The following is a 13298-nucleotide window of genomic DNA, read 5'->3' on the forward strand; positions in this document are numbered from 1 at the left end:
ATTTACACTGTTGGCGGCGTATCGGGTAATAGCTTTATTGGCAACAACTTTCTACGATGTACCTCCCTGCGCAGTTTGCCGCAGGCGGGATCTTTCCGATTTTTGAGGAGCGCGAACCTGATGACCGATCTTTCCATTGCCAAGAAGCTTCTGCCCTACAAGCCGCAGCACAAAGTGCGCTTTGTCACCGCCGCTTCGCTGTTTGACGGGCACGATGCGTCGATCAACATCATGCGCCGGATTCTGCAGGCGACCGGTGCCGAGGTCATTCACCTTGGCCATAACCGCTCGGTGCAGGAGATCGTGAACGCGGCGCTGCAGGAGGACGTGCAAGGAATCGCGATCACCTCGTACCAGGGCGGCCACGTCGAATTCTTCAAGTACATGATCGACCTGCTGAAGGCTGGTGGCGGCGGGCAGATCAAGGTTTTCGGCGGCGGCGGCGGGGTCATCGTTCCGAGCGAGATCGATGAACTGCACGCCTACGGCGTGGCGCGGGTGTACTCGCCGGAAGATGGCCAGTCGATGGGCCTGCAGGGGATGATCAACGACGTCGCGGCGAGAGCCGATTTCGACCTCGCGGCACTGGCGCCAAAGGATCCCGACGCGGTGCTCGGCGCGCTCAAGGCGGGCGACCGCCGGCAACTGGCGCAGATCATTACCGGGCTCGAGAACGGCGTCTACCCCGACGCGCTGCGCAAGGGCATCATCGACGCCGCCGCCGGGCTGAAAGTCCCGACGCTGGGGATCACCGGCACCGGCGGTGCCGGCAAGTCGTCGCTGACCGACGAACTGGTGCGGCGCTTCCGCATCGATCAAGGCGACAGCGTCAAGCTGGCGATCATCTCCATCGACCCGTCGCGCAAGCGCACTGGCGGCGCGCTGCTCGGCGACCGCATCCGGATGAACGCCATCGAGCATCCGAACATCTACATGCGCTCGCTGGCGACGCGCGCAACGGGGTCCGAGCTCTCGGCTGCGCTGCCCGAGGTGCTGGCCGCGTGCAAGCTGGCCGGCTTCGACCTGGTGATCGTCGAAACCTCCGGCATCGGGCAGGGCAACGCGGCGATCGTACCGCTGGTCGATGTTTCGCTGTACGTGATGACACCCGAGTTCGGCGCGGCGTCGCAGCTCGAGAAGATCGACATGCTGGACTTTGCCGATTTCGTGGCGATCAACAAGTTCGATCGCAAGGGCGCCGAGGACGCGCTGCGCGACGTGCGCAAGCAGTACCAGCGCAACCACGAGGCTTTCGGTCAGGCCACCGAGGAAATGCCGGTCTTCGGCACCATGGCCGCGCGCTTCAACGACGACGGGGTGACCGCCCTCTATCAGGCGATGCTGCCGAGTCTGCAGGGCCGCGGTCTGAAATTGAAGAAGGGCAAGCTGCCGCTGGCCGCCGTCCGGCAATCGTCGAACCAGCGGGCGATTGTTCCGGCGCAGCGCGTGCGCTACCTGGCCGAGATCGCCGAGACCGTCCGCAGCTACCACGCGCATACCAGCCAGCAGGCGGGAATCGCCCGTCAGCGGCAGGCGCTGCGAACGGCGAAAGCGCTGTTTGTGGACTGCGGCAAGGCCGCCGGCGACTTCGACGAGATGATCGCCTGGAAGGCCGGGCAGCTCGACGCCCGCTCCACCAAGCTGCTCGAAATGTGGCCAAAGACCGTCGAGCTCTACGCGAAAGACGAGTATGTGGTCAAGATCCGTGACAAGGAAATCCGCACGCGGCTGACCAACACCTCGCTGTCCGGGTCGCGGATTCGCAAGGTCTCGTTGCCCGGCTACCAGGACGACGGCGAAGTGCTGCGCTTCCTGATGCGCGAGAATGTTCCGGGCTCCTTCCCGTTCACCGCCGGTGTTTTTGCCTTCAAGCGCGAGAACGAGGATCCGACGCGGATGTTTGCCGGCGAAGGCGACGCCTTCCGCACCAACCGCCGCTTCAAGAGGGTCTCCGAGGGAATGCCCGCCAAGCGGCTGTCGACCGCCTTCGATTCGGTCACCCTCTACGGTTGCGACCCGGACGACAGGCCGGACATCTACGGCAAGGTCGGCAACTCCGGTGTTTCTATCGCCACCCTCGACGACATGAAAGTGCTTTTCGACGGTTTCGAGCTGTGTGCGCCGACCACCTCGGTGTCGCTGACGATCAACGGTCCGGCGCCGATCATCCTGTCGATGTTCTTCAATACCGCCATCGATCAGCAGGTCGACAAGTTCCGCAGCGACAACGGCCGTGAACCGACCGAAGACGAGATCCAGAAGATCCGCGAGTGGGTGCTGGCCAACGTTCGCGGCACCGTCCAGGCCGACATTCTCAAGGAGGATCAGGGTCAGAACACCTGCATCTTCTCGACCGAATTCGCGCTCAAGATGATGGGCGACATCCAGGAATTCTTCGTCCACAACGACATCGGCAACTTCTACTCGGTGTCGATCTCCGGGTATCACATCGCCGAAGCTGGCGCCAATCCGATTTCGCAGCTGGCGTTCACCCTGGCCAATGGCTTCACCTACGCCGAGGCTTATCTGGCGCGCGGCATGCACATCGACGACTTCGCACCGAACCTGTCGTTCTTCTTCAGCAACGGCATGGACCCCGAGTACTCGGTGATCGGCCGCGTCGCCCGCCGCATCTGGGCGGTGGCGATGAAGAACAAGTACGGCGCCAACGAACGCAGCCAGAAGCTGAAGTACCATATCCAGACTTCGGGGCGCTCCTTGCACGCACAGGAGATGTCGTTCAACGACATCCGCACGACGCTGCAGGCGCTGATCGCCATTTACGACAACTGCAACTCCCTGCACACCAACGCTTACGATGAAGCGATCACTACACCGACCGAAGAGTCCGTTCGCCGCGCGATGGCCATCCAGCTGATCATAAACCGCGAGTGGGGTCTGGCGATGAACGAGAACCCGAACCAGGGATCGTTCATCATCGACGAGCTGACCGACCTGGTCGAAGAAGCGGTGCTCAAGGAGTTCGAAGCGATCGCGTCGCGCGGGGGCGTCCTCGGGGCGATGGAAACCGGTTATCAGCGCGGCAAGATTCAGGAAGAGTCGCTGTACTACGAGCACAAGAAGCACGACGGATCGTTCCCGATCGTCGGCGTCAATACCTTCCGCAACCCGAAAGGCGACGCGCAGGTCGAGATCGAGCTGGCACGGTCGACCGAAGAAGAAAAACAATCGCAGCTCAAGCGCCTGCGCGACTTCCACGAGCGCAACGCCGCGTCGGCGGCGGCGATGCTCGAACGCCTGCAGCGGACGGTGATCGACGACGGCAACGTCTTCGCGGTGCTGATCGACGCCGTTCGCGTTTGCTCGCTCGGGCAGATCACCAATGCGCTTTACGACGTCGGCGGCCAGTATCGTCGTAGCATGTAGCATTCATCAGGCTTGGTCGCTGTCTCGCAGCGGCCGGCATGGCGAACCAAGCGACAGCGCAGCGCGGGTGGTCAAAGCCCCCGGGATGCGCGTTTTGCCAACAAAAACAGCAAGGAGGGGGAGCATGTCGGATATTTATCAGCGGATCTACCAGCGCAAGAAAATGACCGCGGAGGACGCCATGGGGCTGGTCGAGGATGGCGATTTCATCTCGGTGCCGACCGGTGTCGGCGAGCCACCGACGCTGCTGACGGCGTTGTCGGAACAGCGGCAGCGTTTTCACGGGGTCACCGTGGGACAGATTCTGCCGCTGCGCAAGTACGCCTATTTCGATCCCGAGACGGTAGACAACGTTCGCCATCTCGCTTTCTTTTTCGGCGGCGCCAGCCGGCCCGGCGGCAAGGAAGGGTGGATCGACTTTCTGCCGAGCTACTTCTCCGAGATGCCGTCGTTGATCACCAACCGTCAGATTCGCGTCGATGTGGTGTTCACCATGGCCTCGCCGATGGACGAGCACGGCTATTTCTCGATCAGCCTGGGCACCGATTACACCATGGCGGCGATCAGCATGGCGCGGGTGGTGATTCTCGAAGTCAACCCCAACGTGCCGTTCACCAACGGCGACTGTCACGTGCACATCTCCCAGATTGCCGGTTTCGTCGAGAGCGACGATCCGGTCCTGGAGGTCGGCCTGCCGCAGATCGGGCCCGTCCAGGAGGCCATCGGCGAGTACGTGACCGACATCATCGATGATGGTTCGACGCTGCAGATCGGCTATGGCGCCATTCCCGACGCGGTGGTGATGCAACTGGTGCACAAGCACGACCTGGGGATCCACACCGAAATGATCGGTGACGGCATCCTCAAGCTGCTCGAATGCGGCGCGGTGACCAATCGCAAGAAGACTTACCTGCCCGGCAAGATGGTCGCCACTTTCGCGCTCGGCTCGCAGCAGCTCTACCGCTTCATGAACCGCAATCCGATGCTCGAAATGCATCCGGTCGATTACACCAACGACCCCTTCCTCGCCGCGCGCAACGACAAACTGGTGACCATCAACGCGACGCTGCAGGTCGATCTGATCGGCCAGTGTTGCTCGGAGAGTTTCGGCCCGCAGTCGTATTCGGGGACCGGCGGCCAGGTCGACTTCGTCCGCGCCGCCAACCGCTCTCGCGACGGCAAGTCGTTCATCGTCCTGCCGGCGACGGCCAAGGGCGATACCATCTCGCGGATCGTGCCGGCGCTGACCGCCGGTGCGCACGTCACGACCAGCAAGAACGACGTCAACTACGTGGTCACCGAATATGGCCTTGCGCAGTTACGCGGCAAGAGCGCCAAGCAAAGAGCGCAGGCGCTGATCGGCATTGCGCATCCTGATTTTCGCGGCGAACTCACCGAAGCGGCGCGCAAGCTGAAGTTGATGTAGGGCCCGGCGCGACGTCTGGTGGCGATCGCGGCGCAGGCGTTGCTTTCCGGCTTGATCGACTGCGGTCGGTCGACCGCCGGGAAGCGATGTTTAGCGCCGCTCGTAGATCAGTTCGACCTTGCGCATGCTCTGCCGGCAGGTTTCGCTGTCGCATGTTTCCTTGCTGCTATGCTCGCTGCCGACCGCCAGGCGCCTGATCTGGTTTCTGGGCACGCCGAAGGAGCGCAGCTTCTCGTGCACCGCCTCGGTGCGCCTGTCAGCTACCGCAAGATTGTAGGCGGCGCTGCCCAGATTGTCGGTATGGCCAACCAGCGTCACCAGCAGGTGCGGTTCATCTTTCAGTTTCTGAGCGTTCTGACGCAAGATCTCGGCGGCCTCGCTGCTGATCGTCGCCTCGCCAAAGCCGAAATAGACGGTCCTCTTGGCTTCCTCGTCGGCGAAGGGCGTACCGGGCGCCGGCCGGGCGGACGAGGCAAACGCGCGCGCTGGGTTCTTTTGTCGGGCGCTGGCGTCGGCCGACGGATCCGCGGTCGGAGGTTTATCGACCGTGCCGCAAGCGCTCAGCATCAGGGCGCTGGCCAGGCAACAGAGACGAACGAGACGGGAAAGCGGCATTGGCGATGGACCGGCTGGTCGAGACACGGCTTCTAACGCAGAAGCGCGCCAGTTTAGCAATGATTTGGTTCGGCATCACGGTTGTTGATCGATGGCCGTCGCTGGCGCCGAGTGGCGGCGCGGTCTTCGCCACCCTGGCGCTTTGTTGATCGAGACCCTTGACCGGCCGCCGGCAGATCCCGATACTAGCCGCTCGTCACCTCTTGCCCGCTGCCATGCCCGCCCATCGGCGCCTGATCGCTACCCACCTGCTGCTTTGCGGGTCGCTCTGTCCGCAGTTGGCCATGTCAGCGCCGGCCGAGACGGTCGGCTGCCACGTCACCTACGGTGGCGCCAGCCGGCTGGTCGAGGCCCGGCCGGTCGCTTCGCCGTACTCCGTGCCGGTGACCGAGATTGGTTCGTACTTTCTCTTCCGTATCGTTTTTCAGAATGAGCCGGCCGAACTGGCGGCGATCAAAGTCTACGTTCTGGCTGCCAGGGACAACGGACCGACGCCGATCCATCAGGCGACGTATCCCTACCCGCCGCCAGCCGCGAAGAATTCGCTCTACGGATTCACCGGTCTGAACCACGTCTACGAGTCGCTGCGGGACGGCGAATTGCAGTACTGGTGCGGTTTGTCGCCGGCAGCCGGGGCGGAGGAGTCATGAGCCCCTGGTGTTGCTGGCGCGTGCTGGTCGTCGTACTGGCGCTGACGGCCGGCCTGGTGGTGGCCACTCCGGCCGCCGCCGACCCGGTGCGCCTGCTGTTCGTCGGCGACGTCATGCTCGACGACGGGCCAGGCCGGCTGATCAGTCGTGGCGGCGATCCGCTGGCGGCCTTCGCGCCGCTGCTCCAGGACGCCGATTACACCATCGGCAACCTCGAATGCCCGATCGCCACGCAGGGCAAAGCGCTGAACAGCAAGATCTTCAGTTTTCGTGCCGACCCGAGGGTCTTGTCGGTGCTCAAGGGCCGATTCGACGCGCTGGCAGTCGCCAACAATCATTCCGGCGATTACGGACAGGCGGCATTTCTGGAAACCCTCGACCATCTCGCCGGCCAGGGGGTCGCCACATTTGGCGGCGGCCGGAACCTGCACGAGGCGCATCAGCCACTGTGGATCGTTCGCCACGGCCTGCGCATCGCCGTCCTGGCGTACAACGAATTCAAGCCACGTTCCTTTGAAGCCGGCGCTGACTGGCCGGGAATCGCCTGGAGCGAGGACAGCCAGGTGATCGCCGACATCCGCGCCGCGCGAGCCGCCGGAGCAGACCTGGTGATTCCGTTCATGCACTGGGGCTGGGAGCGCGAAGCGCAGCCGAGCGAGCGGCAGCGGCAACTGGCGCGGACGATGATCGACGCCGGTGCCGACCTGATCGTCGGCGGCCATCCGCACGTGACGCAAACCGTCGAGTATTACCGCGGCAAGCTGATCGTCTACAGCCTGGGCAATTTCGTTTTCGACGGTTTTGCCGAGCCCGCTGCGCGTACCGGCTGGGCGCTGCGCCTGACTCTCGACAGGAGCGGCCTGCTGGCGTGGGAGACGATCGCCGCCGAGATCGACGACGATGGCAGCCCGCACCCGCAAGCCGGCGTGTCGACCCCTTGCGGACGAGCACCCGAGTCGATAGTCGAGGAATGTGTTAACCGCTGATCTGCGGCGGCCGGCGGTAGATCCCGAGGTGCCAGGCCCGACCCGCGTCAGGTGTCCGGAAGCGCTGGCAGATCGCTGCCGCCACCGTCTTCACCGGCCAGCCACCCGTCCGGCAGCCATCGCGGCGGAACGGCAGCAGTCCATTCCAGGCGCGCGAGCAAGCGGGCGAAGTCGCCAGCCAGCGGCGCCGTCAAGCACAGTGCCTGGCCGCTGACCGGGTGCGTCAGGCGCAGCTCGGTGCACGCCAGCAGCAGGCGCTGGCAGTCGAATAGCGTCTGGAACAGGCGGTTATGGCGACCCTTGCCGTAAGTGGCGTCGCCGATCACCGGATGGGCGATGTGCTTGAGGTGCCGGCGCAACTGATGGCGTCGTCCGTTCAGCGGTTCGAGTTCGAGCAGCGCGTAGCGGCTCGACGGATAACGGTCGACGCGGTGCGGCAGTTCGATGGTCGCCAGCCGCCGGTAGCGGGTCCGGGCGTCCTGCGCCGGCGCGCCGGTCGCCGCTTCGCCGGCGTTTTCGACCAGGTCCACCAGACGACGCAGCGGGTGGTCGATGTCGCCGGCGAGCGCGGGGTGGCCGCGGACCACCGCGAGATAGCGCTTGTCCACCTGTCGCTGTTCGAACATGCTGCCGAGCATGCGCGCGACGGGGCTGCTCATCGCGAACAGCAGGACGCCGGAGGTTCCCTTGTCGAGGCGATGGACCGCGTGCACGCGCTGGCCGATCTGATCACGCACCATCTGCAGCGCGAAGCGCCGCTCGTGCCGGTCGAGCATGCTGCGGTGTACCAGCAGCCCCGCCGGCTTGTCGACGGCGACCAGATGCTGATCCTGGAAGAGGATGGTCAGCGCGCCGCCGCCGGGTTCACTCATTGGCCGGCCGCGTGGGTCCGGTCGCCAGCCGTGGAGATTTCGCTGCCGCCGCCGGATTCTCGCCGTCGACGTAGTACCAGCGTCCCGCCTCGCGGACGAAGCGGCTGAACTCGTGCAGGCGATGACCGCGCCCATGCACGCGATAGCGCGCGGCGAATTCGACGCTGGCCGTATCCGGGCCGGTCGCGAGATGGCGTCGGACCGTCAGTCCAAGCCATTTTGGCGTGGCCGCGGTATCGGGATCGAGCTGCGGCGGGCGCGTCGAAGCGTGCCAGGTGGCCAGCAGGTAGGCTTCGTTGGCCAGCACATAGGCGCTATAGCGCGAGCGCATCAGCGCCGCCGCATCTGGCGCGGCGACACCGTCGTGCAGCGGACCACAGCAGACGCCGTAGGCAAGCCGGCTGCCGCAGGGGCAGGCGCTGGTTCCGGGCTTCTTCACCGCCGGAGGTCGGGCAGCGTGCGCGTGCTCCCGGGCGGGCTGCCGTGCCAGCCTAGCGCCTGCCGCCGCTGCGGCCCATTGCTTCGTTCACCCGCAACGGCTTGCCGTTCAGATCCTTGCCGTCAAGCGCCGAGATGGCGGCCAGAGAATGCGCTTTGCCCGGCATTTCAACGAAGCCGAAGCCTTTTGATGCACCGCTGAACAACTCCCGCATCACCTGCACCGACTTAACCTGGCCGAAGGCCTGAAAGAGACTGGTTAGTTCTGTTTCGCTCGTCTCGGTGGCGAGATTGCCTACAAAGATATTCATAGCCGACTCCTGTTCAAACCTTGCAAGGGATGGGTTGGGAAGGGTGAGAGCGTGCGCCGCGCCGGACGGTTTGACGGCCGCGCTTAGCCGCCGCGTCGCGCCGGGCTGCGAAACAGCGCCGCGGTCGCCACGCCGCCGTCTGCTCTGGGGCGCTGTGGTCCCCGCGATGCGTTTTGCGGCACTACCGGCTTGGCTCGGAGCGCCGCCGGCGGCGGCGTCAGCGCACTCGGGCGTACCGCCGGTGGCTGGCTCTGGCTGCGGCCTCGCCCGTCCCTGCCGGCGACGCCACCACGCCGATTGCCGTCATGGGTGCCGCGTGGCGCGCCCGGGGTTGCCGTAGTCGCCGGCGCCGGCGTCTTGCCGGGTTCGAAGCCCTCGACCACCTGGCTCGAGATACGGCGGGTCAGCAGCTTCTCGATCGCCGCCAGCAAGGGCCTCTCTTCGGCCGAAACCAGCGACAGCGCCTCGCCGCTACTGCCGGCACGGCCGGTGCGGCCGATGCGGTGGACGTAATCCTCGGGAACGTTGGGCAGTTCGAAGTTCACCACGTGCGGCAACTCCTCGATGTCCAGCCCGCGCGCAGCGATGTCCGTCGCCACCAGCACACGCACCGTGCCAGCCTTGAAGCCGGCCAGGGCGCGGGTTCGTGCCGGCTGGCTCTTGTTGCCGTGGATCGCCGTGGCCTCGATGCCGGCCTTGCACAGATACTCGGACAGCCGGTTGGCGCCACTCTTCATGCGGGTAAAAACCAGCACCTGCCGCCAGTCGCCCGAAGACACCAGATGAACCAGCAGGTCACGCTTGCACCAACTGTCGACCGGGTGGACACGCTGGGCGACAAGTTCCGATTCGGCGTTGCGACGGGCGACTTCGATCATCGCCGGATGATGCAGGAGACCGTCCGCCAGCTTGCGGATTTCGTCGGAAAAGGTAGCCGAGAACAACAGGTTCTGGCGCTTCGCCGGCAGCAGCGCGAGGATCCGGCGGATGTCGCGGATGAAGCCCATGTCGAGCATCCGGTCGGCTTCGTCAAGCACCAGGATCTCGATGTTGGACAGCTCGACCGTCTTCTGCTGCAGGTGATCGAGCAGCCGTCCGGGTGTCGCCACCAGGATGTCGACGCCGCGGCGCAGCGCGTCGATCTGCGGGTTGATGTTGACGCCGCCATAGATCAGCGTCGATTTGAGCGTCATGTACTTGCCGTAGGTGCGGACGCTTTCCTCGACCTGAGCCGCGAGTTCGCGGGTCGGTGTCAGAATCAGGGCGCGCACGCGCTGGCGCGGTTGTGCGGCAGCGCTGCCAGCACGGGCAGGCATGGTGGCCAGGCGCTGCAGCAGCGGCAGGGTGAAACCGGCGGTCTTGCCGGTGCCGGTCTGCGCGCCAGCGAGGACGTCGCGACCTTCGAGAATCAGCGGTATGGCTTGTGCCTGTACCGGCGTTGGCTCGCTGTAGCCTTGTTCGGCGACAACGCGGGTGATCTCGGCCGACAGGCCAAGGACGGAAAACGATCGGGTCAAGGAAAATCTCCGGTGAACGACCTGCTGTGGCATGACGCCAACAGAGCCGGTTCAGGCGCTTGGAACTTTTGGGATGGGATGCTTCGGGGCGATCGGCAGATGCCGAATGGGGAACAACCGCGAGAGAACCGAGCTGCCGACCGGATGAAACGCGGCTCGGTTCCGGGTGGCACTATACACGCTTTGGCGCTCGCCGACGAAAAAGCGCCTTGTCCACCGTGGCATGGGCTTGACCGGGATGGCGCTTGACAATTCTAATATAACGGTCCAATATATTGACCCATGCTCACAACGCTCTCGCTTCCCCGCCGCCCGCGCGGTCGCCCGGCCCGCAACGGCCTCGATTACGCTGACACTCGTACGCTGCTGATTCGGCGCGGCCTAGAAATGTTGACCACTCAGGGCGTCAGCGCGACCGCGCTGGATGACATCCTGAAGTCGATCAATGTGCCGAAGGGGTCGTTCTACCACTACTTCGAGAGCAAGGACGCCTTCGTCGTGGCGACGCTCGACGCCTACGCCGAATACTTCGCACGCAAACTCGACCGGCATCTGCGGAACCAGGAGCAGGCGCCGCTTATCCGCCTGGCGGCGTTTGTCGATGACGCCTGCCGGGGAGTCGAAAGGCATGACTTCAGGCGCGGCTGCCTGGTGGGCAATCTTGGCCAGGAAGTCAGCGTTCTCAACGAACTCTTGCGCCAGCGACTCGAAGCGATCCTGGTCGACTGGGAAAAGCGCCTCGCGGCCTGCCTCCAGGACGCAGCAGGTACTGGCGAACTGGCGGCGGATGCCGACTACCCGGCACTGGCGCACGCCTTCTGGGTCGGCTGGGAGGGAGCGATCCTGCGCGCCAGACTGAGCAGGTCGACGGCGCCGATGCAGGCATTCTTCAAGCTCTTCCTGGCCGCAGTGCCCCGGAGTTGATTAGTGTTGGCATAATTGTAGTCTTGCAGTCCAATTTTTTACAACCTAGGAGAAGCACATGTTCAAGGGAATCCTGATCAGCAAGGAAAACGGCGTCTACCAGGCGCAGCTGCAAAGCATCGAAGATGCCGTGCTGCCCGAAGGCGATGTCACCGTTCGCGTCGAATGGTCCACGCTCAATTACAAGGATGGTTTGGCGATTACCGGCAAGTCGCCGGTCGTTCGGCGCTTTCCGATGGTGCCGGGAATCGATTTTGCCGGCACCGTGATCGACAGCTCGAGCCCGGCGTGGCAGGAAGGCGACCGCGTGGTCCTGAACGGCTGGGGCGTCGGCGAAACGCACTGCGGCGGACTGGCTGAGGTCGCCCGCGTGAAGGGCGAATGGCTGGTGCCGCTGCCCAAGAGTTTTACTGCGTGCCAGGCGATGGCCATCGGTACCGCCGGCTACACCGCCATGCTCTGCGTCCTGGCGCTGGAGAAGCACGGCATAAAGCCGGGGGACGGCGAGATTCTGGTGACCGGCGCCAATGGCGGCGTCGGCAGCGTGGCCATCGCCCTGCTGGCAAAACTCGGCTATACGACGGTCGCCTCGACCGGGCGACCCGCCGAAGCCGAGCACCTCAAGAAACTCGGCGCCAGTTCGGTGATCGACCGCAACGAACTGTCCGCACCGGGCAAGCCGATCGGCAAGGAGCGCTGGGCCGGGGTGATCGACACCGTCGGCAGCCACACCCTGGCCAATGCCTGCGCTACCACCCGCTATCGCGGCGCGGTGGCGGCCTGCGGGCTGGCCGGAGGCATGGACTTCCCGGCGACGGTGGCCCCATTCATCCTGCGCGGCGTCACGCTCTACGGCATCGACAGCGTGATGGCGCCGCTGGCCGTTCGTCAGGAAGCCTGGGAGCGGCTTGCACGCGATCTCGAAACCGCCCGGCTGGACGCGATCACGCGTGAAATCGGCCTCTCCGAAGCGATTGCCGTCGCCGCCGAGTTGCTCGAAGGCAAGGTGCGCGGGCGGGTGGTGGTGGACGTAAGCAGGTAACGCCAAGGAGATGCTTGGCCGGGGACGAGTGACTCTCGGTCAGTCGCTCCCGGCAGCGTTCGCTCGCAAGGCCTCGACTGCAATCCCTGGCAATGCCAGGATTCGCGGGCTCAGCCCAGGCTACAAGCCGCGTGCCAGCCGCCGGACGCGAAATGCCGCAGGCCTCTTCCGCAATGCGCCGCGAGCACCTTACCGCAGAGGCGGATCTAACTCCCCACCGATCTCCGCGGCGAGATGCGCCGACAGCAGCAGATTGTTGTAAGAGATCACCCGCTCGCGTCTGTCCCTGGCGCACTTCGATTCCCACTTCGCGCCGTAGCTTCGCTGCTTTCAGAGCCGCACACGCTCGGTGGCGAACGCGGCGCGCCAGTATCCGTATGGTCTGTTCCAGAGTTCGCGCGGCAACATGGGATGTATGGCCGAAACCGCGGCCGAGAGCGGCTACCCGCAGCTGCATCACATGCTGAGCGAATCCAACCGGGGTCGCCGCGGGGTGCGACGGCAACTGGTCGCCGATGCCAACGTCCATTTCGGCTATGCGAGCGGCTTGCTCATCGCCGAGGGTGGTTTGGCCAAGAAAGCTGAGCTGTCCGCGGGGGTCGCGCGGCAGTGGAACGGGCGCCTCGGCAAGTCCGATAACTGCCAGGTCGAGGTAAGGTACTCGCCGATTGCCTCACCCAGCGGGTCTGGGTATCGGACGACAAGTCCCCTTCGGCGCATCGCTGGCACGTCCTGATGCACCGGGAAATGGATGGGACGATGCTCAAGTTCTGTTTGTCCAATGCCCAGCCTGCCTGCGGTATGGCTGATTATCAGGTGCGGCGCTGGCCGGCGTCGCGCCATGGATTCGGCCTGCCGACGACAGGACGAAATGCTTTCTCCATCAAACTGCAATGCAATCCTACAAAGTGGAACCTGATTAGCGCTGTGCTTCAGCCAACCGGAGCCAGACCTCGGGGCGTTTGCCGGTGGTGGCGGCGGCACGGATGAGGCGTCGCAGGATGACCTTGAGGTCGAAGCGGCGGTTGAAGCGGTATTGCGTCTCCGACAGGTAGCGGTAGGCGTACTTTCTGAAATCGAAAGCGTGGTAGGTCCCGTTGATGGAGGTCTTGAGATTGCCGAGGAGGGTG

At 64.6% G+C, this 13298-nt stretch carries 13 protein-coding genes; 7 read left to right on the forward strand and 6 right to left on the reverse strand.

The annotated features are described in order from the left end of the window. Positions 1–120: 120 nt before the first annotated feature. Positions 121–3387, forward strand: coding sequence for a fused isobutyryl-CoA mutase/GTPase IcmF (gene icmF / locus Q1L50_RS06955; RefSeq protein WP_300337030.1), 3267 nt, complete (start codon positions 121–123; stop codon positions 3385–3387). A 124-nt stretch (positions 3388–3511) separates the two neighbouring features. Further along, complete coding sequence (locus Q1L50_RS06960; RefSeq protein WP_300337032.1) at positions 3512–4813, forward strand: acetyl-CoA hydrolase/transferase C-terminal domain-containing protein; 1302 nt, start codon at positions 3512–3514, stop codon at positions 4811–4813. Between the two features lie 90 nt (positions 4814–4903). On the opposite strand, the gene Q1L50_RS06965 is transcribed toward Q1L50_RS06960, so the two are convergent. Continuing rightward, on the reverse strand, positions 4904–5428 hold the full coding sequence (locus tag Q1L50_RS06965; RefSeq protein ID WP_300337034.1) for an OmpA family protein: 525 nt from the start codon (positions 5426–5428) through the stop codon (positions 4904–4906). Positions 5429–5712: 284 nt separating this feature from the next. Here Q1L50_RS06965 and Q1L50_RS06970 point away from each other — a divergent pair, with 284 nt between their 5' ends. Beyond that, positions 5713–6078, forward strand: a complete 366-nt coding sequence (locus Q1L50_RS06970; protein ID WP_300337036.1) for a hypothetical protein — start codon at positions 5713–5715, stop codon at positions 6076–6078. After that, positions 6075–7064 carry a CapA family protein gene (locus Q1L50_RS06975; protein WP_300337038.1) on the forward strand — a complete coding sequence of 330 codons (990 nt, stop codon included), beginning with the start codon at positions 6075–6077 and terminating at the stop codon, positions 7062–7064. The genes Q1L50_RS06970 and Q1L50_RS06975 overlap by 4 nt, the downstream gene beginning before the upstream one ends. A gap of 47 nt (positions 7065–7111) precedes the next feature. On the opposite strand, the gene Q1L50_RS06980 is transcribed toward Q1L50_RS06975, so the two are convergent. From Q1L50_RS06980 to Q1L50_RS06995, 4 genes are all read right to left on the reverse strand, one after another. After that, positions 7112–7936, reverse strand: coding sequence for a pseudouridine synthase (locus Q1L50_RS06980; protein ID WP_300337040.1), 825 nt, complete (start codon positions 7934–7936; stop codon positions 7112–7114). Next, positions 7929–8375, reverse strand: a complete 447-nt coding sequence (locus tag Q1L50_RS06985; protein ID WP_300337042.1) for a YchJ family metal-binding protein — start codon at positions 8373–8375, stop codon at positions 7929–7931. The genes Q1L50_RS06980 and Q1L50_RS06985 overlap by 8 nt, the downstream gene beginning before the upstream one ends. A 52-nt stretch (positions 8376–8427) precedes the next feature. Continuing rightward, positions 8428–8685: an RNA-binding protein gene (locus Q1L50_RS06990; RefSeq protein ID WP_300337044.1), complete on the reverse strand. Its 258-nt coding sequence runs from the start codon at positions 8683–8685 to the stop codon at positions 8428–8430. 83 nt (positions 8686–8768) lie between these two features. Further along, positions 8769–10202: a DEAD/DEAH box helicase gene (locus Q1L50_RS06995; protein WP_300337045.1), complete on the reverse strand. Its 1434-nt coding sequence runs from the start codon at positions 10200–10202 to the stop codon at positions 8769–8771. A gap of 282 nt (positions 10203–10484) precedes the next feature. Between Q1L50_RS06995 and Q1L50_RS07000 the strand changes: the two genes are divergently transcribed. The 3 genes from Q1L50_RS07000 to Q1L50_RS07010 all read left to right on the forward strand — a co-directional run bounded on the left by Q1L50_RS07000 (position 10485) and on the right by Q1L50_RS07010 (position 12904). Next, a complete protein-coding gene (locus Q1L50_RS07000) occupies positions 10485–11126 on the forward strand; it encodes a TetR/AcrR family transcriptional regulator (protein WP_300337046.1) in 642 nt (213 codons plus the stop codon). Positions 11127–11184: 58 nt separating this feature from the next. Then, complete coding sequence (locus tag Q1L50_RS07005; RefSeq protein ID WP_300337048.1) at positions 11185–12168, forward strand: MDR family oxidoreductase; 984 nt, start codon at positions 11185–11187, stop codon at positions 12166–12168. 349 nt (positions 12169–12517) lie between these two features. Continuing rightward, entirely contained in the window at positions 12518–12904 is a 387-nt protein-coding gene (locus tag Q1L50_RS07010; protein WP_300337049.1) for a transposase, read from the forward strand. Between the two features lie 183 nt (positions 12905–13087). On the opposite strand, the gene Q1L50_RS07015 is transcribed toward Q1L50_RS07010, so the two are convergent. After that, a partial coding sequence (locus Q1L50_RS07015; RefSeq protein WP_300337051.1) for a transposase occupies positions 13088–13298 on the reverse strand: 211 nt, incomplete at its 5' end.

Origin of the sequence: Accumulibacter sp., assembly GCF_029255145.1 — a bacterium.
Taxonomy (GTDB): Bacteria; Pseudomonadota; Gammaproteobacteria; order Burkholderiales; family Rhodocyclaceae; genus Accumulibacter.